Here is a 25,003-nt window from a genome sequence, read left to right as displayed (position 1 = left end):
AGCCAAGGAGAAATTCTCCTCAGCTTTTTTTATTACTTCGTTACGATACCGTGTACTAAAGTTGGTGCATCTACGTGTTCTTTAGAGATTTTCATGTTCTCATAAATTTTCGCTTTTACATCTTCAACATTTTCGCGGTTTGCGTAAATTGTAACGAGAGATTCACCTTGCTTCACGCTATCGCCTACTTTTTTGCGCAGCATTAGACCAACTGCTAAATCAATTTCAGACTCTTTCGTTGCACGTCCTGCTCCTAAAAGCATTGCTGCTGTTCCGATTTCGTCTGCAACGATTTCTGATACATATCCGTCTTCTTTCGCTTCTACTTCAATTTTAAATTGTGCTTGTGGCAATTTAGAAGGGTCATCAACAACAGATGCGTCACCGCCTTGCGCTGATAAGAACGTTTTAAATGATTCTAGCGCTTTTCCGTTGTTCATTACTTCAATTAGCTTTTCACGTGCATCTTCTAAAGATGAAGCTTGTCCAGCAAGGTACACCATTTGACTTCCAAGTGTTAAACATAGCTCTTCTAAATCTTTCGGCCCTTTACCTTGTAATGTATCAATTGCTTCTTGAACTTCTAATGCGTTACCGATAGCTTCACCGAGTGGTTGACTCATATCAGAAATAACTGCCATCGTATTACGACCAACGTTATTACCGATACGTACCATTGCTTCTGCTAAACGTTTTGCATCTTCATCCGTTTTCATAAATGCACCTGCTCCAGTTTTTACATCAAGAACAATTGCATCTGCACCAGCAGCAATTTTTTTACTCATAATCGAACTTGCAATAAGCGGAATTGAGTTTACTGTTGCTGTTACATCACGAAGTGCATATAGCTTTTTATCAGCAGGTGTTAAGTTACCACTTTGGCCGATAACAGCGATTTTGTTTTCATTTACAAGACGCATGAATTCATCGTTTTCAATTTCCACATGGAATCCTGGAACTGCTTCTAATTTATCAATTGTACCACCAGTATGTCCTAAACCGCGTCCAGACATTTTCGCTACTGGTACATCTAAAGCAGCTACTAATGGACCTAATACAAGTGTCGTTGTATCACCAACACCACCTGTTGAATGCTTATCTACTTTTACACCTTCAATAGCCGATAAGTCGATTGTATCACCGCTATTTACCATTGCCATCGTTAAATCAGCACGCTCTTGATCGTTCATATCTTGGAAGAAAATTGCCATTGCAAGTGAACTTACTTGATAATCAGGAATATCACCATTCGTATATCCTTCAACAATAAAGTTAATTTCTTCTGTCGTTAATGCATGTCCGTCACGTTTTTTTGCAATTAGGTCCACCATTCTCATTGTGAAGTCACCCCTTCATTTGTTTTACGATTGCTTTTACTAATGCCAAGAAGTTAGCTTTAACACGTTCTGTCGTTTCAATTACTTCATCGTGGTGAAGTGGTTGATCTAAAATACCAGCTGCCATATTTGAAATACAAGAAATACCTAATACTTTCATACCAGCATGACGCGCTACAATTACTTCAGGTACTGTTGACATACCAACTGCATCTCCGCCAAGTGTACGAAGCATACGAATTTCAGCAGGTGTTTCATATACAGGACCTGTCATTCCTACGTATACACCTTCTTGTACTTTAATATTTAAGTCTGCTGCAACTTGTTTCGCCATTTCGCGAAGTTCTACTGTATATGATGTAGACATATCAGGGAAACGTACGCCCATTTCAGAATCATTCGGTCCGATTAATGGATTCGTACCCATGAAGTTAATGTGGTCTGAAATTAACATAAGATCGCCTGGCTCAAATGATGTATTTACACCACCAGCTGCGTTTGTTACAACTACTGTTTCTACACCTAGTTCTTTCATAACACGAACTGGGAATGTTACTTTTTGCATGTCGTATCCTTCATAGAAGTGAAAACGTCCTTGCATTGCTACTACTGTTACACCTTGAAGTGTCCCAAATACTAGTTGACCTGCATGGCCTTCTACAGTTGATACTGGGAATTCAGGGATTTCACTGTACGGTACTGTTACTGCGTTCTCAATTTCGTCTGCTAATACACCTAGTCCTGATCCAAGGATTAGTCCTACTTGTGGTGTCTCTTGAAATTTCTCTTTTAAGTATGAAGCTGATTTTGTAATAAGTTCACGATTCATTTGTTTATCCCCCTATTTCTTTAGCTCGTTTAAGAAGCTTGTTCCGTATTCTGGCATTTTCACACCGAAGTTTTCTGCTACTGTTGCACCAATATCAGCAAATGTTTGACGAAGTGGTAACTCTTGTCCGCCTTCTTTCATGCTTGGGCTATATGCTAATAATGGTACATATTCACGTGTATGGTCAGTACCAGGGTGAATTGGATCATTACCGTGGTCTGCTGTAATTAATAATAGATCATCTTCTTTTAGTTTTGCGAATACTTCTGGAAGACGTGCATCATATTCTTGCAGAGCTTCTCCGTATCCTTGTGGATCACGGCGGTGGCCGAATAATGCATCAAAGTCAACTAAGTTTAAGAAGCTAAGACCTGTAAAGTCCATATTTAATGTATCTACAAGCTTATCCATTCCATCCATGTTAGACTTCGTACGAAGTGATTCCGTTACCCCTTCACCATCATAAATATCAGAGATTTTACCAATAGCAATTACATCGTAGTCACTATCTTTTAATTCATTCATTACTGTACGACCGAATGGTTTTAATGCATAGTCATGACGGTTTGGTGTACGTGTAAAGTTTCCAGGTTCACCAACGAATGGACGAGCAATAACACGACCTACCATGTATTTCTCATCTAATGTTAATTCACGTGCAATTTTACAAATTTTATATAATTCATCAAGTGGCACTACTTCTTCGTGTGCTGCAATTTGCAATACGCTATCAGCAGAAGTATAAACGATTAAAGAGCCCGTTTCCGTTTGCTCTTGACCAAGTTCATCAAGAATCTCAGTTCCAGAAGCTGGCTTATTACCGATAATTTTACGGCCTGTTTTTTCTTCTAATTCATCAAGTAATTCTTTCGGGAATCCTTCTGGGAACACTTGGAATGGTGTATCAATGTAAAGGCCCATGATTTCCCAGTGACCTGTCATTGTATCTTTACCAGTAGATTTTTCTTGCATTTTTGTGTAATATCCAAGTGGTTTCTCTACTTTAGAGATACCTTTCATTTCTCGAATGTTACCAAGACCTAATTTCACCATGTTAGGCATTTGTAACCCATTCATATGTTCAGCAATGTGACCAATTGTGTCAGATCCTAAATCACCAAATTGCTCAGCATCTGGTGCTTCACCGATTCCCACAGAGTCCATTACGACTAGGAATATACGTTTATATTTATTCATAACTGCGACCTCCTATAAGTTCAGTTCTACTTCTTGTAGTATGTTCAAAACGCTATAAAGTGAAACTGTTATCCAAAAGAATTCTCATTGTCAAACAGTACTTCTTTAAATCATTTTCTAACCTATTTCGTTTACTTAAAACGATTCAAAAACATTTCTAGTTTTTTCTAAGTCAGATGTCAGACATCTGATACTGATATCATAACATGTTTACGCTTTCTTTTTAATACATTTTCGTAGAATTTCTCATTTTCTTCACACTTCTATTGTAATCCATTCTGCAACGAAGTGCTAATTTTTTTATGATTTATTTCTTCATATTAAAAATAAAAAGTAGCTCTAAAGAGCTACTTTTTATTTTACTTCTATTGTTTCTTCTTTATGTTCATGCAATTCGCCTTTTCTTACATGTACTTTCACTTTGTAAGCACCGTTCTCTTTGAAAGTATGTTTCGTTTCATACTCTCCTTTATTCCCTTCTTTCGCTGGAATAAATTCGTGTTTTTCAACACCATCTTTCCAAATCTCTAGTTGTACTTCAGCACCAGTTAATGCTTCTTCTTTTTGCTTTAAATGAACTTTCATTGTAGATTCAGCATTTGCCTTTATGTCTCCAGCCATAAGATGGATCATTGTGTCACTTTTATGATCTCCATGTCCTGCACTGTGATCACTATTTTCTTTTTTCGCATCTTCTACTTTCGCATTTCCTACAGCAACTTTTACTTCTGGCATAACGTGCATTTCACGTGCATTTGTGTGAGCGATAATATGGTATACTCCATCCGTTTCAAATGTTTTCTCTACTGCATAAACACCTTTTCCTTTATGCTTGCCATCTAACATCTCGTGCTTTTCGTCGCCATCTTTCCAAATTTCAAACTTTACATCATCGGCATCCGTTACTTTTTCTTTCCCTTGTGTAACAAGTGCTTGTACTTCTGTTTTTTCACCTGGTTTAATTTCTTTCGGATTTGTTTGGACTGCTACTTTTACAGCTTCAAGTTTCTGTTCTTTTTTCGGTTCTTCTTTGTTTGTATTACAGCCAGCCAACGCTAGCATCGCGATAAATAAAGTTATAATCAGTTTTTTCATCATCATTTCCTCCTTTATACTTTATTTAGTATAGAGGAAATACATTGTAATATTCCAGTCTTCTGCTGAAAACAATATACGAAATGTTTGTGAAGTTTCTGTGAAACGGTCTTCCCCTCTTAATCTATGAAAAAAAGAGCATAGTAACTATGCTCTCGGATGAAACTGTTTATATACATCTTTTAATCTAGTTTTTGAAACGTGCGTATAAATTTGCGTCGTTGAAATATCTGCATGTCCAAGCATTTCTTGTACAGCACGTAAATCTGCTCCATTTTCTAATAAGTGCGTAGCAAACGAGTGACGCAACGTATGAGGTGTAAGCTCTTTTTCAATATTTGCTTCTTTCGCTAATCGTTTTAATATTTTCCAAAATCCTTGTCTTGATAATCGATTACCATGATGGTTTAAAAAGAGTGCATCTACTACTTTTTTCCCCATTAATTCTCTTCTTCCTTTTTCAATATACTTTTGAATCGCTTCCGTTGCTAAACTTCCTAGTGGAATAATTCTTTCTTTATTCCCTTTCCCTATGCAACGAACAAATCCCATCGTTAAATGTACATCTTCTAAATTGAGTGCAATCAATTCTGAAACACGAAGTCCTGTCGCATACAGTAACTCTAGCATCGCCTTATCACGAATACCAAAAGCACTTGTCATTTTTGGTGTTTGAAGTAACGCCTCTACTTCATCAACTGATAATACTTTTGGTAATTTCCGTTCCCCTTGTGGCGTTTCAATATGTACGGATGGGTCGTGTTCTACCGCTCGTTCACGAAGTAAAAATTGGTGGAACGAACGAATTGATGCGATATGACGCGCCAATGTTTTCGAAGATTTTCCGTTCTCTTTTAAATACTGCAAAAAGTTAACAATGTGTAAACGGGTCACTTCATGAAAAGTTTTCGTCTGTTCCACATTTTGCAAATACTTTACGTAGCTTTTTAAATCCCGTTCATACGATACTACTGTATTCTTTGCTAATCCTTTTTCGACAACCATATAATGAATAAAATCTTTTAATTGATCTTCCACTCTACACTACTCCCCATTTTCATAGAAAAACATCATTCTATTTACGAAAGCATCCTTTGCCGGTTCTTCATTCCCTGATACTTTTTCTACAGTCTCTTCTTTAGGTTTTTCATAACGATGATAGCTTTCATATTCTTCATTTATCCATAGTATAGCGAAATAAAACAAAATCGTACAACTTGTAAATAATAAAAATACTTTTATTCCATCAAAAGTTAATTTTAAAGCTCGGCGCATTGTAAATTCCTCCAAAATATAAGTTATTACAACATATGCCAAGCTTTCACCAATTTATACCTTATTCAAATAAAAAACCTCTTCCTAGATAAATAGGAAAAGGTTATTTTTCATCCGTTTCATTTTCTTGACAATTTTTACAAATCCCATGGAATGTTAAACGATGATCTTTCACCTTAAAGCTCCAGTCTCGTTCTACTTTCCTTTCCACTTCACCAAGTAAATCTTCTTGTATTTCTTGTACAGCACCACATTGTGTACAAATCAAATGATGGTGGAAACGCTGCGCACCTTCTTGGCGTAAGTCATAGCGTGAAACACCGTCTCCGAAGTTAATCTTATCGACAACTTTTAACTCAGATAATAGTTCTAAAGTTCGATAAACGGTTGCTAATCCGATCTCTGGCGACTTTTCTTTTACAAGGAGGTAAACATCTTCTGCGCTTAAATGATCTTCTTCATTTTCTAGCAGCACACGAACTGTTGCTTCACGTTGCGGTGTTAATTTGTAGCTCGCTGCATGTAATTGCTTCTTAATTCGTTCAATTCTTTCTTCCATTCGGTACTACTCCCTCCTCGCCACTCTTACACCATTATATCAGAAGAAGGGCTTCTGTCAAAAGAAAAAACAATAAAAACAAATTGATAATTATTCTCAAAAAGTATTTATTTTTTATTAATAGCCTCAACGACTTCTTTCATTAAAACTGGTGATGCGTAAGCCTCCACACTAGAAGCAAGTGCTAACACCACTCCAATTACGAGAAAGAAGCATGTATAACGGATTAATAATGGTAATAGTGGCTCGGTTATTTTTCTAATAAATTGATGCCTAATCATCCGTAAAGAAAAACTTGCAGCAATGGTTGTCATAACGAGAAAGACTGGAATGATAATTAAATTTTGTGGCAAAACAGATACAAATGCTAATAATAGTCCATTCCATCCATGCTGACTTACTAAAAAACCAACTGTAAATCCAACGACAACTCCTTTTACAAATAATAAAATAAAAATAAGTGGTAATCCAATAATTGAAATTCCTAAAATCCAAATAAATCCGATGTATTTTAATTGCGAAAAGTAACTTTCTCGAAACATTTCGCCTGCAATGGCAAATTCTCCTTTAGAGACTTGTCCAAAAAAACGTTGTAAATAAAATGATAAATCTTGTTTTTGATTGATTTGTAAACTATTCACGAGAATGGCTCCGAATATTACTCCCATCAATAATAAAACGGCGTTAAATATATATAATGAAGAGTTTTCCTGTATGTGAGACATTACACGGTCTTGCCAATTTTTTCGCCACATTTTTCTTCCCTCCGTTCACACTCTTATTAAAAATGTATGAAAGAAAGAAAAAAGTATGACGAATTAACATTGAAATTCCGCTCTACTTTGCTAAACTAAAAAGTAGAGAATAGGAGGGATTTCTCTTGAAACCATTATTATTAGATTTTCCAACATTATTTCAAACTGAACGCTTGCAAGTTCGTAAACCATTTCCAGGTGATGGTGCAGAAGTATATGAAGCAATCCAAGCTTCTCTAGAAGACTTAGTACCGTGGATACCAATTAACGCTGAAACAGAAGAGAGTGCTGAAGAAATTGTTCGCGAAGCTCACGGACAGTTTTTACTTCGTGAAACACTTGATTTTCACTTATACGATAAAGTATCTGGTACATTCATCGGAGCAATTACACTAAAGCCTGAAAACTGGGATATTCCAAAGTTTTCACTTCACTTCTGGCTACATAGTGCCTATACAAAACAAGGCTATATGACCGAAGCTGTTAAAGGTGCAATTCAGTTCGCCTTTGATAAACTAGGCGCTAGAAGAATTGAAATTCGTACTGATGCAACAAATATAAATGCATGTAGCTTAGCAGAACGTTTAGAATTCATTCTAGAAGGTACAATGGAAAATGATTTCCTAGCACCAGATGGTAGCTTACGTGATGCACGTGTATATGCAAAAATCAATTAATAAACACTCGCCTTTGGCGAGTGTTTATTTTTGTAATTGTAAATATTGTACTGCAAACATCGTCTTCGCATCATGAATACGAAGATCTTTCATAAGAGTAATCGCTTCTTCTAACGATACTTCCATTAATTCTACAAACTCATCTTCATCTAACTCAGCTTTATTTTCTTTTTTTGTCAAACCTGTCGCTTTATATACATATAAAATTTCATCTGCGAATCCTGGAGATGTATAGAAAGAAGTAATGAGCTCCATATTTTCACATACATATCCTGTTTCCTCTTCTAATTCACGAACTGCTGTTACCTCAGGTTTTTCACCAGGTTCTAACTTGCCAGCCGGAATTTCTATAATCGCCTTTTCAAGTGCTTTACGATACTGCTCAACAAGCACAATTTTCCCCTCATCAGTAATAGCAATAATAGCAACTGCACCAGGGTGATTTACAATTTCACGTTTACTCATTGCTCCATTTGGTAATACTACATCATCAACACGAACTTTTATAACTCTACCATCAAAAATTGGCTCAGTTTTTACTGTTCTCTCTGCAAGATTACTCATACTACTTCATCTCCCTGTTCTATTTCCTATTCTTTCCTCATACATTTTACCACATTGAAAGGAGCGTGATAGAAATGAAAGTTTATATTTTACCAAATCGCGTCACTTTAGTCGGAAAAGCATGGCAAATTCGCCATAAGCTAAAGCAATATAGCAAAGAGTATACAACTGTACAAGAGTGGATTACAGCAAATAAAGTGAAACATTAATCATGCTTTTACGGGCAGTTAATGCGAAGCGGAAAGTAAACGTTTGTCAACCTCTTTTCCCTCTCGTACAATAAAGGTAAGGAGGTTGACCTATGAAAAAACGTCAATTAGGAAACTCAGATTTGTTTGTTACAGAAATGGGCCTTGGCTGTATGTCTCTCGGTACATCTGAAACAGAAGCTATGCATATTATCGATGAAGCGATCGATTTAGGAATTAATTTTTTTGATACAGCAGATTTATATGATTACGGATTAAATGAAGAATTTGTTGGAAAAGCCTTGAAGGGAAGAAGAGACCAAATTGTACTTACAACGAAGGTTGGAAATCGTTGGACAGAAGAAAAAAATGGCTGGTCTTGGGATCCTTCTAAAGCTTACATAAAGACTGAAGTAAAGGAAAGTTTACGTAGACTTCAAACTGATTATATTGACCTTTACCAACTTCATGGCGGAACAATTGAAGATCCAATAGATGAAACAATTGAAGCTTTTGAAGAATTGAAAAAGGAAGGTATTATTCGCCATTACGGTATTTCTTCTATACGCCCAAATGTCGTTCGTGAATATGCAAAACGCTCAAACATCGTTAGTGTACTAATGGAATATAACCTTTTAAATCGTCGTCCAGAAGAATGGTTCCCCCTTCTAAATGAACACCAAATTAGCGTCATTGCCCGCGGGCCACTTGCAAAAGGAATTTTAACTGACAATAATGCAAGAAAGATAGAAAGAGTAAAGGAAAAGGATTATCTCTCTTATTCTTACGATGAATTACATGCAACTCTAGCAAGTGTAAAAGAAATGATTGGAGAACGCTCTTTAACAGGAACAGCTATTCAATATTGCTTACATAATAAGACTGTTGCAGCTGTTATACCTGGTGCAAGCTCTCTTCAACAATTACAGGAAAATATACGAGCTAGCCAACAGTTACCTTTAACGAAAGAAGAATATATACAACTTCAAAAGATTGTTAAATATGACACATATGCTTTACATCGTTAAAAATATCGAATTACCGATAAAACAGAAGACTGCCTCCAGTATTAGGAGACAGTCTTTTTTATAACGTATCATATTTATCAGGATTCGTTCCTACATGTAAATCACGATTCAACGTGTTAATTTGACGTATCTCTTCTTCATTTAGTGCAAAATCAAAAATAGTAAAGTTTTCTTTAATGCGAGATGGTGTAACAGATTTAGGAATCGTCACAATCCCGCTTTGAATATCCCACCTTAATATAACTTGCGCAGGTGTTTTTTCATATTTAGTAGCAATAGCCTGAATAATCGGGTGCTGAAATACTTCTCCGCCTCTCATTAATGGACTCCATGCTTCCATTTGAATCTGCTCACCTTGACAGAAATTACGCAACTCAAATTGCGTCAACATCGGATGAAGTTCCACTTGGTTTACCATCGGCTTCACTTTGCAATTTGGTAATAATAGTTCTAAATGATGTTTATGAAAATTAGAAACACCAATCGCACGCACTTTACCTTCTTCATACAATTTCTCTAAAGCTCGGTACGTATCAACATACTTCCCTCTTACCGGCCAATGTATTAAATATAAATCTACATAGTCCATTTGTAATTTTTTCAAACTCTTTTCAAACGCCTCGAGTGTCTCCTCATATCCTTGATCGTCGTTCCATACTTTTGTTGTAATAAATATATCTTCTCTTGGAATTCCTGATTCACGTATCGCCTCTCCGACACCGCTTTCATTTTCATATACAGTTGCTGTATCAATCGAACGGTATCCAACTTCTAACGCTGTTTTTACTGCTTGCTTTACTTCGTCTCCTTCTTTCGCTTTATATACGCCTAGACCAATCATCGGCATTTTCACGCCATTATGAAGTGTAGTTGTTGGAATATGCACAGTCGTCTCCCTTTCATTGTTACATTTTTTATAAGCCACAATTTTATTTCAACAAGATTCATCCCAAAAGTCAAAACATACGTACAGTTTACATAACACTTTTATATAGCTAAAAAATAGCGTGAACTCATTCATTCACGTTATTTTTTCTCCATTCTTTCGCTTTTTCATCCACATTGCGCACAAACTCATTTTTTCCTTCCGTATATAACGCGCCATCATATGTATACTTTTCGGCTAATTCTTTCTTTAAGGTTGCATATGCCTCTGCTTCTTCACAATGAGCCATCATATAATCACGAAATGCTAAATGCCTTACTATCTCTGGATTTCCTTTTTCAAACACGTGTAAATGATACGAGCGTTTTTCTTCAGTTCCATGAATAAAATATCGGCGTCTTGAAATACCATTTTCCCCTTTTACGATGTAACCAAGCTCTATAAATCGTTCATTCCACCCATCTACTCTTTCGATATTTTCTACTTCCATGATCATATCAATAATAGGTTTAGCTGCCAGTCCGGGAACTGACGTACTTCCAATATGATGAATTTTCACCGTTTCTGGCATCGCTGATTTTAATCTTTTAGCCTCCATTTGAAATTTTTCACTCCAATGGTTTTCATGTGGAACAACGACAATTTTTCTCATTCTAACTCCCCTTTTCTTACAAGCTCGTCAAAAAATGATCAGTGGTATTTCACTGATCATTTTTTTATTATTTAAAGTCTTTCCAAGTAAGGTTACTTTCACTTAGCAGTTCTTCAAATGATTTATTCTTTTCACGTTCTTTTTGTTCTTGGCGCTTTCTTTCCAGTTCAGCTGCCTCTTTTTCCTCTTCCCTCACTTGCAACTCTTTCTTCTTACTCTTTAATTGTTGCATGAGTGAATCATTTAATTGATCGCCTAATGTAAGTGTTTCTTTCTTTGGTTGATTCACTTGTGATTGTCTTTGCATTTGTCTTTGTTTCTTTTTCTTCATGCTACTCACCTTTTACTTTTTTCTCCATTATAGTAGATACACAATGAAATCGACAATAAAAAAGGGTCTTTACTCTATTATTCACTTTTTGTAAATATGTTAATTTTTCGAAAAGACTAAATTTTTATGTAGCTATAATCCTATGAATCTATTAAAATTATGTCGTATGATGTCAGATTATAAAAAAAGGAGAATTATATTATGTGGAAAAAAATTATTCCTGCCGTTGCTGTTTTAAGCACCATTACTTTTTCAAGCGTATTTGCCGCTCCCCCATCTCAGAATCCAGCTGAACAAAACCGCTACATAGACGTACAAATGCTTGGTATTAATGATTTTCATGGACAACTAGATACTGTTAAAAAAATCAATAATAAAGAAGCTGGTGGCGCTGATTACTTAGCTACTTATTTAAAAGAACATAAAAAACAAAACCCTAATACACTTCTCGTACATGCTGGTGATATCGTCGGAGCTAGTCCACCAGTTTCAGCATTATTACAAGATGAACCGACGATTGAATTTTTAAATGACTTAAAATTTGATGTCGGTACAATCGGGAACCATGAATTTGATGAAGGCATTGATGAAATGAAACGCCTCATTTACGGTGGATATCATGAAAAAACAGGAAATTTCAAAGGAGCTAACTTCCCCTATGTAGCTGCTAATTTCTATAACAAATCAACTGGCCGCTTATTTTTACCACCATTTACTGTAAAAATGGTAGATGGTGTTCCTGTAGGATTCATTGGGGTTGTTACAACTGATACACCAAATGTCGTTATGCCTACGATGCTTAACAATGTACAAATTACTGATGAAGTAGAAGCAATTAATAAATCAACACAACAATTAAAACGCCTCGGCGTTAAATCTATCGTCGTTCTTGCTCATGTCGGTGGAACAACCGATGAGTCTGGGGTAACAAATGGCGATCTTACTCGAATTGCAAATGAAACAGACCCAGAAGTTGATGTTATTTTCGGTGGACATAGTCATACGTATGTAAATGGTACAGTAAATAATAAACTAATTGTCCAAGCAAATTCATACGGAATGGCTTTCTCAGACGTCGATGTAACAATTGATCGTAAAACAAAGGATATTGTAAAGAAAAAAGCTGAAGTTGTTACAACGTATCATGAAGGTGTAGAACCTGATAAACAAGTAAAGACAAAACTAGATCAATATAAAGAAAAAATCGCACCACTTGTAAATGAAGTGGTCGGAAAATCTACAGCACCTATCGACCGTAAACAAAATGATGCTGGTGAGTCCACTCTTGGAAATTTAGTTGCCGATGCTCAGCGTCAAACGATGCAAACTCAAATCTCCCTCATGAATCCTGGTGGCATTCGTAATGACTTAGATGCTGGTGATATTACGTGGGGTGAGTTATACGGCATTCAACCTTTTGGAAATCAATTGATTAAAGTAGATTTAACAGGTCAAGACATTCGCGATATTTTAAATCAGCAATGGCAAAAAGGAACAACAAGAATGCTTCAAATTTCAGGTATTCAATATACGTGGGATGCAAATAAACCAAACGGTGAAAAAGTTACAAATATACGTTTAACAAACGGAGAAGAATTATCTCCATCTACAACGTATAGCGTAGTTGCAAATGCCTTCTTAGCTTCTGGCGGTGATGGATTCGTATCATTTAAAAATGGTAAAAATGCAGAAACTGGGCCAAACGACTTTGAAGCGTTAGTCAATTACGTAAAACAATTAAAAGAACCAATTCAGCCAGTTATTGATGGAAGAATTCAAAAAGTAAATTAAGTGTTTCTCTAATAATAAATTTCATTTTTCACGCATAAAGGATTTGTACTGATCCTCTATTTTATACGTAATATACATCATAAAAAGGATACTCGTTCTTCTAATGAACATAGTATCCTTTTCTTTAGTTATCAAAATGTGATGTTTTGTCAACTTCATATTGCTGTAAAAATTGTTGCAACGCCTCTTCTACAAGTTTAGATTTTTGAATTCCTTTCGATTCTGATATAAGGTCCAATCTTGCTAATATTTCTGTATTAATAGAAAAGGTTCGTCTCTTTTTCTCTGTACTTTTACTCACAATTGGTGCAATTACTTCTTCTCTTTTTCTTAATAACTCATAAATGCTTTGTAATTGCTCATAAATTAATAATTGATAATCTGTTTTCTCATATTGAAGGGCGGTCGCTTCTTGGAGTTGTAAGTGACGTGGTTCTTCTCCATCTCCTACAAAAATACGTTTCTTCTGCTCTCCATCATATTCGTATCCAATCAATCTTAATTTCTTCGATAATGTATACGGGCTTATTTCAAGACGTTTTGCTATAATAGCGATGGATTCACGTCTATTTAAACCATCTATAATTTCTCCAATCGTCACAATTTCCCTCCTCCCGTGTTGAAATGACACTAGTATGGTATGTTACAATGATTTTCTAACAGTATATGCAAAATGAATAGCCTGTGCGATTCATACGATTTCACAAAAGGAGGTTTTCAATATGCTTTTTCGTAGCTACACCCCTCAGTTCTATAACGAAAATAAACAACTCATTCCTAATAGTATCGCTACGATAGAAAGCGTTATGATTAATAATCGAAAACAAACTCTCCTTATGCGTGGACAAAACGTAGAGCAACCTATTTTATTATGCTGTCACGGCGGACCTGGGATGGCACAAATCGGATTTATTCGCCATTTTCAAAAAGAATTAGAGAAGCAATTTATTGTTATTAATTGGGATCAGCGCGGGGCTGGTAAATCCTTTTCAATGAAAGATTTCGGAGCAAATTTCACAATCGAACAATTCGTTTCCGATGCAAAAGAAGTGATTCAATATGTACTTAAAAAGTTCAACAAACAAAAACTATTTCTCGCTGGTCATTCTTGGGGAAGTATTATTGGGCTTAACATAGCACATCAATATCCAAAGTATATCAAGGCTTACATCGGTATTGGGCAAATTGTACATATGAAACAAAATGAAGAATTGCTATATCAACATTTAATTCATTCTGCAAAAAAACATGATCATAAAAAAGCATTAGCTTCCCTTTTAAAATTAGGCAAACCACCATTTTTAGATACGAGACGTCTCATTATTCAAAGAAAGTGGCTTGGCACATTTGGAGGCGCAATCCAAAACGGATCTTCCTTTTCTTTCATACGAAAAGGTTTCTTTTCTCCCGAATATACGCTATTAGATTGGTTCAAGTTTCTCGCAGGAAATTTAAAATCTGGCATTTTATGGGAAGAAATGCTGACAATCGATTTCTTTTCTTCTATCTCAAGTTTATCTATTCCAGTTTATTTTTGTTCTGGTCGCTATGATTATCAAACTCCTTATGCACTCGTTCAGGAATATTGCGATATTATTGAAGCGCCTATAAAAAAGATGATTTGGTTCCCAAATTCAGCACATTCTCCTGATTTAGAAGAACCAGAATTATTCGCTAATTCTTTACAATCAATTAAACAAGAGCTAGCTTTTCAGCATTAGTAACAAAAGGCTCTTTTACATTTCATAGAAAACATTTTATAATAATATGTCGCAAGTATGTATAAACATAGCAAAATGTTTCATATTTACTTGTCTTAACAGAATAAAAATTTAGGGAGATTACATTTATTATGAACGCTGTACTCGTCGCAGTAGCAATTATGCTATTGCTTAGTTTGTTACGTGTCCAGGTCATTGTCGCCATCATTGTTGGAGCTTTAACAGGCGGACTTATCGGCGGACTCGGTATTTCAGAAACGATTAACACTTTTACAACTGGTCTTGGAAACAGTGCTCCAATCGCTTTAAGTTATGCAATGCTTGGTGGTTTCGCTATTTCCCTTTCCAAAACAGGACTTCCAGATGCTATGATTCAAACTGCATTAAAATGGATTGGCAATGAACAAGACACGAAAAAACAAGTTTATTCTAAAATACTTATTTTATTCATTATTTTAACGATGGCTTGTTTCTCACAAAATGTGATTCCTGTTCACATTGCTTTCATCCCCATCTTAATTCCAGCACTTTTAAAAGTATTAAATGAGCTGAAAGTGGATCGCAGACTTGTCACATGTATTATTACATTTGGATTGATTACTCCTTATATGTGGATCCCTGCAGGGTTCGGAAAAATTTATCATGACGTATTGCAAACCAACGCTGCGCAAAGCGGCCTTACATTTGATGTCACACTTATTCCAAAAGCAATGACTATTCCAGCAATCGGTATGATTATTGGATTATGTGTAGCGGTATTCATTACGTACCGAAAACCTCGTACGTATGAAACAGAACAAATTCATACTACCGAAAATGAAATCGTTCCCTATACAAAACGTAGCATTACTTTCGGGTTATTATCTATCATTGCTACATTAACTGTTCAATTAACAACAGAATCAATGATTTTCGGTGCTTTAGCAGGTATTATCGTCTTATCAGTTAGTGGCAGTCTACCACTTAAAGAAGCAGATGCGATATTAACAAGCGGAATGCGTATGATGTCCTTTATTGGCTTTGTTATGATTGCTGCCGCTGGATTCGGCGCTGTTCTTCGAAAAACAGGACATGTTGAATCTCTGGTGCAAACGAGTGCACATATAATCGGAAATAACAAACCACTCGCTGCATTTCTTATGCTCGTTATTGGACTTCTCGTTACGATGGGAATTGGTTCATCCTTTTCAACCATCCCTATCTTAACAACCATTTTTGTACCTCTTTGCATTCAGCTTGGATTTAGTCCAATGGCCACAATTGCAATTATCGGTACAGCCGGAGCACTAGGTGACGCAGGATCTCCAGCATCGGATAGTACCCTTGGACCAACATCCGGTTTAAATGCTGATGGTCAGCACCATCATATATGGGATACATGTGTACCCACTTTTCTACATTACAATATACCGTTACTTATATTTGGCTTTATTGCCGCAATTACATTATAAAAAGGTGCGTATAAAACGCACCTTTTACTTTTTTATTTTTCCTTTTAATTGTTGAAAAGCTACTTTTCCGTTATCTTTGACATAGCTTTCAATTGTCGGTAGTGATGAACCTATCCATTCACACTCTATACTCCCATTCGGTCCAACAATTTTTAATTTATCTGGTATATGTATATTTAGAAATCTCGCTGACCGAATTAACTCAATAGCAATCTGATCACTTGAGGCTACAATTCCATCTATATACGGATTGTTTTGCAATAATGTAATAAATTGTTTATTTGTATACCCTTGTACACATTCTTCTCGATAAGAGATTCCTTCATCCCAAACAGCGTCTAAAAACCCTGCTATATGATCTTCCATTTCTTCACTTTCTTCTCCCTCACCGAAATATGCAAGAAAGTGACACCCTTTCTCTTTTAATAAAGAAACAGCTCTCTGTCCACTTTCATAATAATTTCCATGTGATTGTTGCTCATCGATCACAACAAACGGAAATGGAATTTCTCCTACACTTTTAAAAACTGCTCTCGTCAAAATAACACCTGCAATGTTATTTTGCTTCAGCATATGTATGTATCTATCTTTATTCTCTATATTACAAATAATGATTTGATAGCCTTCTTTATATGCTATTTCCTCAATACAATGTAGCAAAGTGATGTTTGATTGGTTACATAAATTATCTACAAGTAATGCAATTATCGTTGAACTCTCTTTAAATAGTGGCTTCGCTGCACTGTTTGGCCTATAACGTAATTCTTCAATTGCTTCCTTTACTTGTTTTACTGTGTCCTCATGAACGTATCCTTTTTCATTAATAACTCGTGAAACGGTTGCGACTGAAACACCTGCCAATTTTGCAACATCACGTATAGTTGCCACATCGTCACCCCTTAATATGGTAATAGATTACAATTTTACGGTAACCTAAATTACACTATCCGTCAAGATTAATAACTCACATTTCTGAAAATTGTTACATCATTTCACTAAACGATACTCCAACTGAATTTCATGTAAAATTGGGATATTATCATATCCAATACGTGGAATTTCTTTCTTTATTTTTCGTGCCTCCTCTACCGCATTCACATATAAATTAGTCATTACAAAATTACGTTTTTGGTAAAATCGTAACGCATTCATATTATCATTTGTTGTAATAAGCCAAACCTGTCTGCACCGTTCTTCTTCTGCAACTTGTAATACACAATCCACAAGTTTCGTCCCTATTCCTTTTCTTTCTTCAAAGCTATCTAGCGATACAATTTCGCACATATTTCCGGTCACTTCATACGTTATAATTCCGATTATTCTGTCATCTGAGAGCGCAACAAATCCTGGCAACTCTTCTAACTGATGTCCCTTACCACGTGAAACCATCAATGAACTTCCCCAGTTCTCACACATGAACATTCGGATTGTTTCTTTCATCGCTGGCGTAATTTTTTGTATATGCAGCATTTCCTATTTCTCCCCTTTTATATCATTGTGATACAATATAAGTGTATCACATGTAACGGTATTTGGAGGATGAGGTAAAGTATGAAACGTTTTTTTGCAGCATTGTTTACTATACTAGGTGCAATAACTGCCCTTGGGATTTTCTTTACAAATAAAGTGATGTACTTAAAGAAAAAAACAGAGGAAGAAGTACTCGAAAGAGAAACGAAAAAACATTTTCGTATAGAGGATTTTGATGCTCTTCATAAAGAAGAAATTCATATCCCTTCACAATTCGGATACGACCTTCACGGATATTACATTCCTGCTGGTCATTCCACCAATAAGTTTATGGTTTTTTGCCACGGTGTAACTGTAAATAAAATAAACTCTGTAAAATATGCAAACTTATTCTTAAAAAGGGGATATAACGTCCTCATTTACGATCATCGTCGTCATGGTAAAACTGGTGGAAAAACAACAAGCTATGGATACTATGAAAAACATGATTTAAAATCCGTAGTTGACTGGCTAAAAAACCGTTTTGGCACCAATATTACACTTGGTATTCATGGTGAATCTATGGGAGCTGCAACACTTCTTCAATACGCAGGACTTGTAGAAGATGGTGCTGATTTCTATATTGCAGATTGTCCTTTCTCTGATTTTCACGGACAATTAGAGCACCGTTTAAAGGTTGAATTCCATTTACCAAAATGGCCTTTATTACCTTTAGCAAACGCATTTTTGAAAGTTCGTGACGGTTATACAATTCGTGAAGTTTCACCAATCGACTGTATAAAAAACATTAACAATCCCGTTCTCTTTATTCATAGTAAAGATGACGACTATATTTTAGCTGATATGACAAAAGCGTTATATGAAGCGAAAGAAAATAATAAGCAGCTTTATATTGCAGAACACGGTGCACACGCTTGCTCTTATAACGAAAATAAAGAAGAGTACGAAGCAGCCGTCGATCAATTTTTAAACACATATGTGAAAGAAACAAAAAACAGGCTTGCATAAGCCTGTTTTTTATTGCGCTAAAACGTCTGTAACTTGTTCCATATTTTCAGAAATCCATTGCATTGCATCATCTAACGTTGGGAATTCTGTCGTTTGAAATGTTACTTCATCTTGAAGTAACCAAACATCCTTTGCCTCTTGCCCTACACCTGCAATGGACCAATGTAACAAACTATATGGATGATTATCATTCAAAAATGATGCCCACGTGCGCTCATTTGCAATGTTTCGTAATGTATGTAATTGTTTATCCATCTCTCGTCACCTTACTCTAGTCAGTTATGAAAACTATTATAACACTCTCTTCTTTCTCAAACAAAGTGCTCTTTTTATATTGTCAAGCACTTCCCTTGATTATATGATGAAATTAAGCGTTTGGGAAGGAGGGATAACGTTGGCAAAAGTACAAATTAAAGTAAATGATAATGGCTCTTTTCGCGTTACAGGGGACGTGGAATTAGTCGACTCACAAGGGAATGTATTCCCAGCAAAACCGGCATTTTCTTTATGCCGTTGTGGTTTATCAAAAAATATGCCTTATTGCGACGCTTCGCATAAAGGTAAATTCGAGTCTGTTGTTAGAGCACCAGAGGCAGAATAATTTTACATGTGACATGCACATTTTTTTGTGCATGTTTTTTCTTTTTAGCAACTCCGTTATATCCCTTCTCCTTACAACATTTCTAATACTTTTATTTCCATTCCAGCCTGCATATATTTTCACACAATTCTTCACATTCGAATATTTTTTACTAGCCTTTTATTTTTTTTGTGCTATAATTTGAGCAAACAGCATCCTTCGGGGTCGGGTGAAATTCCCAACCGGCGGTGATGAAGTGAAAACTTCTAAGTCCGTGACCCGTTTTCAACTCGAAAACGGTGGATCTAGTGAAACTCTAGGGCCGACAGTATAGTCTGGATGGGAGAAGGATATGTTTCTAGTTTTTTATATAGTGAATACACTTTTATTTCAGTATGCATATTTTTAAAGATTCATTTTGATTCTTTATATATGTTTAATTTTCTATACTTATTTTTTATACTGAAATAAAAAGAGACAACTAGCGTTTAAAAATTCGATATTTTGCTAGGTTTTTTCCTTATGCAGAAATATCAATTATCGTTAGGTTTCTTTCCTATGCTTTCGTATTCAAACTATATTTCTAGAAATCACGTCTCCCAAACCCCAAGGATATTAAATCCTTGGGGTTTTTTGATTTTTTTAGGAGAGGTGAAGAAAATGACAGATCAAGAATATATGAGGATTGCCCTGCAGTTAGCAGAAGGGACATCAGGACAAACAAGTCCAAATCCTATGGTTGGTGCTGTTGTTGTAAAAGATGGAAACATCGTTGGTATGGGGGCTCATTTACGAGCTGGTGAAGAACACGCAGAAGTTCATGCCCTTCAAATGGCTGGTCAGAACGCCAAAGACGCTACCGTTTATGTAACACTGGAACCGTGTAGCCACTTTGGAAAAACACCACCTTGTTGTGAATTGCTTATCGAAAAAGGAGTTAAGCGTGTTGTAATTGCTACTCTCGATTGTAATCCGCTCGTTTCTGGTAACGGAAAAAGAAGATTAGAGGAAGCTAGAATTGAAGTAACTACCGGTGTTCTTGAAGCAGAAGCAGTTTTATTAAATCGCTACTTTTTTCACTACATGAAAACGAAGCGCCCTTTTGTAACAATCAAAACAGCGATGAGCTTAGATGGAAAAACAGCAACTGTAACTGGTGAAAGTAAGTGGATTACAGGTGAAGAAGCACGTGCTGATGTTCACCAATATCGCCATACACATGATGCAATTCTTGTTGGAGTGAATACAGTTATAGCTGATAATCCTCATTTAACAACAAGAATTCCAAATGGTGGGAACCATCCTATTCGTGTTGTTTTAGATACCCATTTACGAACGCCACCATCTTCTCATGTTATAACAGATGGTTTAGCACCGACATGGATTATTGTCGGTAAGGATGTAAAGAAAGAGAAGATATCTTCTTATGAATCTAAAAATATAGCTATATTCCAAATGGAAACGAAGCATATAGAAATCAAGGACCTTCTTTCCTTTCTTGGGGAAAAACAAATTCTTTCTCTATTCGTTGAAGGTGGCCAATCGATTCATGCAAGTTTCTTAAAAACAAACAATTTTAATGAAATTGTAACCTATATAAGCCCGAAATTAATTGGTGGGAAAGATGCTCCTACTTTATTTGGAGGAAATGGTTTTTCAAAATTACAAGATGCGCTTTCCTTGAAAATTCAAGAGATGAAACAAATTGGTGATGATATAAAAATTGTTGCGAATGCCCGAAACGAGGTGACGGAATGTTTACAGGAATTGTAGAAGAATTAGGAACGATAGCAAACATGCAACAAAGCGGAGAAGCGATGAAATTAACGATTCATGCAAAGAAAATTTTATCAGATGTTCACTTAGGTGATAGTATCGCGGTTAACGGTATTTGCTTAACTGTAACAAGCTTTACAACTACTTCATTTACAGTTGATGCAATGCCTGAAACGATGCAGTCGACATCACTTCGCATGCTTAAACCGCACTCTAAAGTAAATTTAGAGCGAGCAATGGCTGCAAACGGACGATTCGGTGGACATTTCGTTTCAGGACATATTGATGGTATCGGAACGATTTTAAATAAAAAACAACATTACAATGCCGTCTATTACAAAATAGCAATTTCTGATGAACTGCTGCGCTATTGTTTGCATAAAGGATCCATTGCTGTTGATGGAACGAGTTTAACGATATTTGATATAGACGAATCTTCCATAACGATTTCACTCATCCCACACACAGTAAGCGAATCTGTCATTGGAGAAAAAAATGCCGGAGATATCGTAAACATTGAGTGTGACATGATTGGTAAATATATCGAACGCTTTATTACTAAACCTACAAAACGAATAGGTTCAATGACTGAAAGCTTTTTACAAGAAAACGGATTTCTATAAGGGGGAAGAACAATGTTTCATCGTATTGAAGAAGCTCTAGAAGATTTAAAACAAGGTAAAGTCGTTATCGTATGTGATGATGAAAACCGTGAAAATGAAGGCGATTTTATCGCTTTAGCAGAGTATATTACGCCAGAAACAATTAACTTTATGATTACACATGGACGTGGTCTCGTTTGTGTACCAATTACAGAAGGGTACGCAGAACGTCTACAATTAGAACCAATGGTATCTCATAATACAGATTCACATCATACTGCATTTACAGTGAGCATTGATCATGTTTCTACAACAACTGGGATTAGTGCTCACGAACGTGCAACTACGATACGAGAAATGTTAAATCCTGCATCAAAAGGTGCTGATTTCAATCGTCCCGGACATATCTTTCCATTAATTGCGAAAGAAGGTGGTGTCTTGCGCCGGGCTGGTCATACAGAGGCTGCTGTCGATTTAGCACAGCTCTGCGGAGCAGAACCAGCTGGCGTCATTTGTGAAATTATTAATGAGGACGGTACGATGGCACGGGTACCTGATTTACTACAGTGCGCAAAACAATTTGATATAAAAATGATTACAATAGAAGATTTAATTGCTTATCGCCGCCACCATGAAACATTAGTGAAGCGAGAAGTGGAAATTACATTACCTACAGATTTCGGTACTTTCCATGCAATTGGCTATTCTAATTCCTTAGATTCGAAAGAGCATATTGCACTCGTAAAAGGTGATATTTCAACAGGAGATCCTGTACTTGTACGCGTTCATTCAGAGTGCTTAACAGGAGATGTATTTGGCTCGTGCCGATGTGATTGCGGACCACAACTCCATGCTGCACTTGCTCAAATTGAGCGTGAAGGAAAGGGCGTTCTTCTTTATATGAGACAAGAAGGACGAGGCATTGGGCTTCTGAATAAGCTTCGCGCTTATAAGTTACAAGAAGAAGGATTCGATACTGTAGAAGCAAATGAAAAGCTTGGCTTCCCTGCTGATTTGCGGGATTACGGTATTGGCGCTCAAATATTAAAAGATTTAGGTTTACAACATTTACGATTATTAACGAATAACCCAAGAAAAATTGCTGGCTTACAAGGTTACGATTTAGAAGTAATCGAGCGTGTACCGTTACAAATGCCAGCAAAAGAAGAGAATAAAACGTATTTACAAACAAAAGTAAACAAATTAGGACATTTACTAAACTTATAATTAAAGGAGAGATTTATTATGGTATTCGAAGGTCATTTAGTTGGTACAGGATTAAAAGTTGGGGTTGTTGTTGGACGTTTTAATGAATTTATTACAAGTAAATTACTTGGCGGCGCTTTAGACGGATTAAAGCGTCACGGTGTAGAAGAAGCTGATATCGATGTTGCTTGGGTTCCTGGTGCATTTGAAATTCCTTTAATCGCTAAAAAGATGGCGAATAGCGGGAAATATGATGCTGTTATTACGTTAGGCACTGTCATTCGTGGTGCTACAACACATTACGATTACGTTTGTAATGAAGTAGCAAAAGGTGTTGCATCTTTATCACTACAAACAGACATCCCCGTTATTTTCGGTGTATTGACGACTGAAACGATCGAGCAAGCGATTGAACGCGCGGGCACGAAAGCTGGTAATAAAGGCTATGAATCCGCCGTCGCTGCAATTGAAATGGCACACTTATCAAAACAATGGGCATAAAAAAAGAGGCTGCGGCCTCTTTTTTTATTTCTTCACTTTTCTCCGTACATCTTTTATTAATTCATCCATTGTCTTTCCTTCTGTTTGTATACGAAGCGTCTGTGCTGTTTTCCATACATTCTCTCTTTTCTTCGCTTCTTCTATAATAGTAATTTCTTTTCGTACTTCCTTTAAATCTTTCCCTTCTGTTTTCAATCCAAAATGTTCAGCTTTCGTTCGAAAATGTTGTTCAATTCGTTGTTGCATCTCTTTTTGTTCAGGATTTTCGGCGGCCTTAACTGGATCAGCACTTATTGCTTTTAGTAAAATGAGACAAGTCATAATCGCTAATATATATTTGTGCATGTAAAATCCTCCAACCCAATATAAATTACATATTTACTATGTACAATTGGGGCTTGGAAAATTCGTCCACCAAAATTCTTTTTTTCGCTCAAAACCCACTAGTATCAAGCATTCACAACTATTTATTACATTTTATTTACAAAAAAAGCAAACTCTTTTACAAGTTTGCTTTTTTCTATCTTATAATGCACATTCTTCAATCTCAAATCCTAAATCTTCAATCATACCCCAGTCTGCAGTCGGTTCTTGTCCAGCTGTCGTTAAGTAGTCTCCAACAAAAATAGAGTTTGCTGCAAATAAACCGATTGGCTGTACAGAACGTAAATTGATTTCACGCCCTCCTGAAATACGAATTTCTTTCGTTGGGTTTACAAAGCGCATCATCGCCAGCACTTTTAAACATTCTACTGGTGTTAACTCTTTTTGTCCTTCAAGCGGCGTACCCTTTACAGCAACAAGGAAATTACATGGAATTGAATCTGCATCTATACGTTGTAATTCGAATGCAATTTCAGCTCGCTCTTCTATTGTCTCTCCCATTCCAAAGATCGCCCCAGAACATGGTGAAATACCGGCTTGTTTCGCTTTTTGAACTGTATCAACACGATCGTCATACGTATGAGTAGAGCAAATGCTTTCGTAATTATTCGCATGTGTATTTAAGTTGTGGTTATAACGGTGTACACCCGCTTCCGCTAAACGTCCTGCTTGATCTTCGTTTAAGAAACCTAAACAACAACAAATCTTTAAATCTGTCGTTTCACGAATCTCTTTAACTGCTCCAATTACGTGATTTACCTCTTTATCAGTCGGACGACGACCAGATGCTACAATACAATATGTACCCGCTTTACGACGAATTGCTTCATGTGCCCCTTCTACAATCTTTTCCTGCGTTAGCCAAGCATATTTATCAATCGGCGCCTCTGAAATAATAGACTGTGAACAATATCCGCAATCTTCAGGGCATAATCCAGACTTCGTATTAATAATCATATTTAATTTTACTTTCTTACCAAAGTGATGGTGGCGAATGATATACGCAGCATTCATAATTTCTAAAATCTCTGTATCGTCAGCCTCTAATATCGCTATTGCATCTTCTTTCGTAATCACTTTCTCTTCTACTACGTCGTATGCAAGTTTTTTCCAATCCCTTTTTGTTTGTACTTGTTTCAT

At 36.2% G+C, this 25,003-nt stretch carries 30 protein-coding genes and 1 riboswitch; of the genes, 12 read left to right on the top strand and 18 right to left on the bottom strand.

Annotated elements, in window-relative coordinates; translation table 11 throughout:
• Positions 1-32 precede the first annotated feature (32 nt).
• The 8 genes from ACS2QP_RS01575 to spoIIM form a co-directional block, all read right to left on the bottom strand.
• Entirely contained in the window at positions 33-1,337 is a 1,305-nt protein-coding gene (locus ACS2QP_RS01575; protein WP_001243069.1) for a pyrimidine-nucleoside phosphorylase, read from the bottom strand.
• A 7-nt stretch (positions 1,338-1,344) separates the two neighbouring features.
• On the bottom strand, positions 1,345-2,166 hold the full coding sequence (locus tag ACS2QP_RS01570; protein ID WP_001078446.1) for a purine-nucleoside phosphorylase: 822 nt from the start codon (positions 2,164-2,166) through the stop codon (positions 1,345-1,347).
• Between the two features lie 12 nt (positions 2,167-2,178).
• Positions 2,179-3,363 carry a phosphopentomutase gene (deoB, locus tag ACS2QP_RS01565; protein ID WP_438882106.1) on the bottom strand — a complete coding sequence of 395 codons (1,185 nt, stop codon included), beginning with the start codon at positions 3,361-3,363 and terminating at the stop codon, positions 2,179-2,181.
• A 354-nt stretch (positions 3,364-3,717) separates the two neighbouring features.
• On the bottom strand, positions 3,718-4,458 hold the full coding sequence (locus ACS2QP_RS01560) for a FixH family protein (RefSeq protein ID WP_000733456.1): 741 nt from the start codon (positions 4,456-4,458) through the stop codon (positions 3,718-3,720).
• A gap of 147 nt (positions 4,459-4,605) precedes the next feature.
• On the bottom strand, positions 4,606-5,496 hold the full coding sequence (gene xerD / locus ACS2QP_RS01555; RefSeq protein WP_000390088.1) for a site-specific tyrosine recombinase XerD: 891 nt from the start codon (positions 5,494-5,496) through the stop codon (positions 4,606-4,608).
• A 6-nt stretch (positions 5,497-5,502) separates the two neighbouring features.
• Positions 5,503-5,733 carry a YqzK family protein gene (locus ACS2QP_RS01550; protein WP_001250432.1) on the bottom strand — a complete coding sequence of 77 codons (231 nt, stop codon included), beginning with the start codon at positions 5,731-5,733 and terminating at the stop codon, positions 5,503-5,505.
• A 103-nt stretch (positions 5,734-5,836) separates the two neighbouring features.
• Positions 5,837-6,292, bottom strand: a complete 456-nt coding sequence (gene fur / locus ACS2QP_RS01545) for a ferric iron uptake transcriptional regulator (protein ID WP_000392657.1) — start codon at positions 6,290-6,292, stop codon at positions 5,837-5,839.
• Positions 6,293-6,399: 107 nt separating this feature from the next.
• Positions 6,400-7,017, bottom strand: coding sequence for a stage II sporulation protein M (gene spoIIM / locus ACS2QP_RS01540; RefSeq protein WP_013142149.1), 618 nt, complete (start codon positions 7,015-7,017; stop codon positions 6,400-6,402).
• Between the two features lie 155 nt (positions 7,018-7,172).
• On the opposite strand from spoIIM, the gene ACS2QP_RS01535 reads away from it, so the two are divergent.
• Entirely contained in the window at positions 7,173-7,724 is a 552-nt protein-coding gene (locus ACS2QP_RS01535) for a GNAT family N-acetyltransferase (RefSeq protein ID WP_000803479.1), read from the top strand.
• A 24-nt stretch (positions 7,725-7,748) separates the two neighbouring features.
• Here the strand turns inward: ACS2QP_RS01535 and ACS2QP_RS01530 are convergent, their stop codons facing one another.
• Positions 7,749-8,288, bottom strand: a complete 540-nt coding sequence (locus ACS2QP_RS01530) for an NUDIX hydrolase (RefSeq protein ID WP_000067041.1) — start codon at positions 8,286-8,288, stop codon at positions 7,749-7,751.
• A 74-nt stretch (positions 8,289-8,362) separates the two neighbouring features.
• Here ACS2QP_RS01530 and mciZ point away from each other — a divergent pair, with 74 nt between their 5' ends.
• Both mciZ and ACS2QP_RS01520 read left to right on the top strand, forming a co-directional pair.
• On the top strand, positions 8,363-8,497 hold the full coding sequence (gene mciZ / locus ACS2QP_RS01525) for a Z-ring formation inhibitor MciZ (RefSeq protein WP_000870302.1): 135 nt from the start codon (positions 8,363-8,365) through the stop codon (positions 8,495-8,497).
• A gap of 92 nt (positions 8,498-8,589) precedes the next feature.
• Entirely contained in the window at positions 8,590-9,504 is a 915-nt protein-coding gene (locus ACS2QP_RS01520; protein ID WP_000747210.1) for an aldo/keto reductase, read from the top strand.
• Between the two features lie 58 nt (positions 9,505-9,562).
• Here the strand turns inward: ACS2QP_RS01520 and ACS2QP_RS01515 are convergent, their stop codons facing one another.
• The 3 genes from ACS2QP_RS01515 to ACS2QP_RS01505 all read right to left on the bottom strand — a co-directional run bounded on the left by ACS2QP_RS01515 (position 9,563) and on the right by ACS2QP_RS01505 (position 11,373).
• A complete protein-coding gene (locus tag ACS2QP_RS01515; protein ID WP_000547989.1) occupies positions 9,563-10,390 on the bottom strand; it encodes an aldo/keto reductase in 828 nt (275 codons plus the stop codon).
• A gap of 127 nt (positions 10,391-10,517) precedes the next feature.
• Positions 10,518-11,042: a GrpB family protein gene (locus ACS2QP_RS01510; protein WP_001227186.1), complete on the bottom strand. Its 525-nt coding sequence runs from the start codon at positions 11,040-11,042 to the stop codon at positions 10,518-10,520.
• A 67-nt stretch (positions 11,043-11,109) separates the two neighbouring features.
• Positions 11,110-11,373: a YqkE family protein gene (locus tag ACS2QP_RS01505; RefSeq protein WP_000727561.1), complete on the bottom strand. Its 264-nt coding sequence runs from the start codon at positions 11,371-11,373 to the stop codon at positions 11,110-11,112.
• Between the two features lie 201 nt (positions 11,374-11,574).
• Between ACS2QP_RS01505 and ACS2QP_RS01500 the strand changes: the two genes are divergently transcribed.
• Positions 11,575-13,164: a bifunctional metallophosphatase/5'-nucleotidase gene (locus ACS2QP_RS01500; protein ID WP_153580637.1), complete on the top strand. Its 1,590-nt coding sequence runs from the start codon at positions 11,575-11,577 to the stop codon at positions 13,162-13,164.
• 124 nt (positions 13,165-13,288) lie between these two features.
• On the opposite strand, the gene ACS2QP_RS01495 is transcribed toward ACS2QP_RS01500, so the two are convergent.
• Entirely contained in the window at positions 13,289-13,765 is a 477-nt protein-coding gene (locus ACS2QP_RS01495; RefSeq protein WP_000151931.1) for a ribbon-helix-helix domain-containing protein, read from the bottom strand.
• Between the two features lie 121 nt (positions 13,766-13,886).
• Between ACS2QP_RS01495 and ACS2QP_RS01490 the strand changes: the two genes are divergently transcribed.
• Together ACS2QP_RS01490 and ACS2QP_RS01485 are read left to right on the top strand one after the other, a co-directional pair.
• Positions 13,887-14,885 (top strand): alpha/beta fold hydrolase, encoded by a 999-nt coding sequence (locus tag ACS2QP_RS01490; RefSeq protein WP_000898971.1) that lies wholly within the window; start codon positions 13,887-13,889, stop codon positions 14,883-14,885.
• Positions 14,886-15,016: 131 nt separating this feature from the next.
• The gene (locus ACS2QP_RS01485; RefSeq protein WP_000994816.1) at positions 15,017-16,336 is read left to right on the top strand and encodes a Na+/H+ antiporter family protein; all 1,320 of its coding nucleotides are present in this window, start codon (positions 15,017-15,019) and stop codon (positions 16,334-16,336) included.
• A 24-nt stretch (positions 16,337-16,360) separates the two neighbouring features.
• Here the strand turns inward: ACS2QP_RS01485 and ACS2QP_RS01480 are convergent, their stop codons facing one another.
• Together ACS2QP_RS01480 and ACS2QP_RS01475 are read right to left on the bottom strand one after the other, a co-directional pair.
• A complete protein-coding gene (locus tag ACS2QP_RS01480; protein WP_000201363.1) occupies positions 16,361-17,224 on the bottom strand; it encodes a LacI family DNA-binding transcriptional regulator in 864 nt (287 codons plus the stop codon).
• Positions 17,225-17,323: 99 nt separating this feature from the next.
• Positions 17,324-17,806 carry a GNAT family N-acetyltransferase gene (locus tag ACS2QP_RS01475; protein ID WP_000902437.1) on the bottom strand — a complete coding sequence of 161 codons (483 nt, stop codon included), beginning with the start codon at positions 17,804-17,806 and terminating at the stop codon, positions 17,324-17,326.
• Between the two features lie 81 nt (positions 17,807-17,887).
• On the opposite strand from ACS2QP_RS01475, the gene ACS2QP_RS01470 reads away from it, so the two are divergent.
• Entirely contained in the window at positions 17,888-18,814 is a 927-nt protein-coding gene (locus ACS2QP_RS01470; RefSeq protein ID WP_078420728.1) for an alpha/beta hydrolase, read from the top strand.
• A 9-nt stretch (positions 18,815-18,823) separates the two neighbouring features.
• Here ACS2QP_RS01470 and ACS2QP_RS01465 read toward each other — a convergent pair whose 3' ends face one another.
• On the bottom strand, positions 18,824-19,069 hold the full coding sequence (locus ACS2QP_RS01465; protein WP_000360793.1) for a DUF2552 family protein: 246 nt from the start codon (positions 19,067-19,069) through the stop codon (positions 18,824-18,826).
• 139 nt (positions 19,070-19,208) lie between these two features.
• On the opposite strand from ACS2QP_RS01465, the gene ACS2QP_RS01460 reads away from it, so the two are divergent.
• The 5 genes from ACS2QP_RS01460 (at position 19,209) to ribH (ending at position 23,479) form a co-directional block, all read left to right on the top strand.
• Complete coding sequence (locus ACS2QP_RS01460) at positions 19,209-19,415, top strand: CDGSH iron-sulfur domain-containing protein (RefSeq protein WP_001151582.1); 207 nt, start codon at positions 19,209-19,211, stop codon at positions 19,413-19,415.
• 190 nt (positions 19,416-19,605) lie between these two features.
• A riboswitch (FMN riboswitch) is annotated at positions 19,606-19,749 on the top strand.
• Positions 19,750-20,054: 305 nt separating this feature from the next.
• A complete protein-coding gene (ribD, locus tag ACS2QP_RS01455) occupies positions 20,055-21,167 on the top strand; it encodes a bifunctional diaminohydroxyphosphoribosylaminopyrimidine deaminase/5-amino-6-(5-phosphoribosylamino)uracil reductase RibD (protein ID WP_153580638.1) in 1,113 nt (370 codons plus the stop codon).
• Positions 21,149-21,793: a riboflavin synthase subunit alpha gene (gene ribE / locus ACS2QP_RS01450; RefSeq protein ID WP_153580639.1), complete on the top strand. Its 645-nt coding sequence runs from the start codon at positions 21,149-21,151 to the stop codon at positions 21,791-21,793. Before ribD ends, ribE begins: the two co-directional genes overlap by 19 nt.
• 12 nt (positions 21,794-21,805) lie before the next feature.
• Entirely contained in the window at positions 21,806-22,999 is a 1,194-nt protein-coding gene (gene ribBA / locus ACS2QP_RS01445) for a bifunctional 3,4-dihydroxy-2-butanone 4-phosphate synthase/GTP cyclohydrolase II (protein WP_438882105.1), read from the top strand.
• 18 nt (positions 23,000-23,017) lie between these two features.
• Positions 23,018-23,479, top strand: a complete 462-nt coding sequence (gene ribH / locus ACS2QP_RS01440) for a 6,7-dimethyl-8-ribityllumazine synthase (protein ID WP_000230889.1) — start codon at positions 23,018-23,020, stop codon at positions 23,477-23,479.
• 24 nt (positions 23,480-23,503) lie between these two features.
• Here ribH and ACS2QP_RS01435 read toward each other — a convergent pair whose 3' ends face one another.
• Both ACS2QP_RS01435 and bioB read right to left on the bottom strand, forming a co-directional pair.
• Positions 23,504-23,824 (bottom strand): hypothetical protein, encoded by a 321-nt coding sequence (locus ACS2QP_RS01435; RefSeq protein WP_000549777.1) that lies wholly within the window; start codon positions 23,822-23,824, stop codon positions 23,504-23,506.
• 180 nt (positions 23,825-24,004) lie between these two features.
• A complete protein-coding gene (gene bioB / locus ACS2QP_RS01430) occupies positions 24,005-25,003 on the bottom strand; it encodes a biotin synthase (protein ID WP_000815866.1) in 999 nt (332 codons plus the stop codon).

Source organism: Bacillus cereus group sp. Bce019, assembly GCF_051781745.1.
In the GTDB taxonomy this organism is placed as follows: Bacteria; Bacillota; Bacilli; order Bacillales; family Bacillaceae_G; genus Bacillus_A; species Bacillus_A cereus.
This window is presented reverse-complemented; position numbering and strand designations above follow the sequence as displayed.

Coding starts and splice junctions, on each gene's coding strand:
- ACS2QP_RS01575 (WP_001243069.1), bottom strand. CDS start 1,337: ATGAGAATGGTGGACCTAATTGCAAAAAAACGTGACGGACATGCATTA.
- ACS2QP_RS01570 (WP_001078446.1), bottom strand. CDS start 2,166: ATGAATCGTGAACTTATTACAAAATCAGCTTCATACTTAAAAGAGAAA.
- deoB (WP_438882106.1), bottom strand. CDS start 3,363: ATGAATAAATATAAACGTATATTCCTAGTCGTAATGGACTCTGTGGGA.
- ACS2QP_RS01560 (WP_000733456.1), bottom strand. CDS start 4,458: ATGAAAAAACTGATTATAACTTTATTTATCGCGATGCTAGCGTTGGCT.
- ACS2QP_RS01550 (WP_001250432.1), bottom strand. CDS start 5,733: ATGCGCCGAGCTTTAAAATTAACTTTTGATGGAATAAAAGTATTTTTA.
- fur (WP_000392657.1), bottom strand. CDS start 6,292: ATGGAAGAAAGAATTGAACGAATTAAGAAGCAATTACATGCAGCGAGC.
- spoIIM (WP_013142149.1), bottom strand. CDS start 7,017: ATGTCTCACATACAGGAAAACTCTTCATTATATATATTTAACGCCGTT.
- ACS2QP_RS01530 (WP_000067041.1), bottom strand. CDS start 8,288: ATGAGTAATCTTGCAGAGAGAACAGTAAAAACTGAGCCAATTTTTGAT.
- mciZ (WP_000870302.1), top strand. CDS start 8,363: ATGAAAGTTTATATTTTACCAAATCGCGTCACTTTAGTCGGAAAAGCA.
- ACS2QP_RS01520 (WP_000747210.1), top strand. CDS start 8,590: ATGAAAAAACGTCAATTAGGAAACTCAGATTTGTTTGTTACAGAAATG.
- ACS2QP_RS01510 (WP_001227186.1), bottom strand. CDS start 11,042: ATGAGAAAAATTGTCGTTGTTCCACATGAAAACCATTGGAGTGAAAAA.
- ACS2QP_RS01505 (WP_000727561.1), bottom strand. CDS start 11,373: ATGAAGAAAAAGAAACAAAGACAAATGCAAAGACAATCACAAGTGAAT.
- ACS2QP_RS01500 (WP_153580637.1), top strand. CDS start 11,575: ATGTGGAAAAAAATTATTCCTGCCGTTGCTGTTTTAAGCACCATTACT.
- ACS2QP_RS01490 (WP_000898971.1), top strand. CDS start 13,887: ATGCTTTTTCGTAGCTACACCCCTCAGTTCTATAACGAAAATAAACAA.
- ACS2QP_RS01485 (WP_000994816.1), top strand. CDS start 15,017: ATGAACGCTGTACTCGTCGCAGTAGCAATTATGCTATTGCTTAGTTTG.
- ACS2QP_RS01475 (WP_000902437.1), bottom strand. CDS start 17,806: ATGCTGCATATACAAAAAATTACGCCAGCGATGAAAGAAACAATCCGA.
- ACS2QP_RS01470 (WP_078420728.1), top strand. CDS start 17,888: ATGAAACGTTTTTTTGCAGCATTGTTTACTATACTAGGTGCAATAACT.
- ACS2QP_RS01465 (WP_000360793.1), bottom strand. CDS start 19,069: ATGGATAAACAATTACATACATTACGAAACATTGCAAATGAGCGCACG.
- ribD (WP_153580638.1), top strand. CDS start 20,055: ATGACAGATCAAGAATATATGAGGATTGCCCTGCAGTTAGCAGAAGGG.
- ribE (WP_153580639.1), top strand. CDS start 21,149: ATGTTTACAGGAATTGTAGAAGAATTAGGAACGATAGCAAACATGCAA.
- ribBA (WP_438882105.1), top strand. CDS start 21,806: ATGTTTCATCGTATTGAAGAAGCTCTAGAAGATTTAAAACAAGGTAAA.
- ribH (WP_000230889.1), top strand. CDS start 23,018: ATGGTATTCGAAGGTCATTTAGTTGGTACAGGATTAAAAGTTGGGGTT.
- ACS2QP_RS01435 (WP_000549777.1), bottom strand. CDS start 23,824: ATGCACAAATATATATTAGCGATTATGACTTGTCTCATTTTACTAAAA.
- bioB (WP_000815866.1), bottom strand. CDS start 25,003: ATGAAACAAGTACAAACAAAAAGGGATTGGAAAAAACTTGCATACGAC.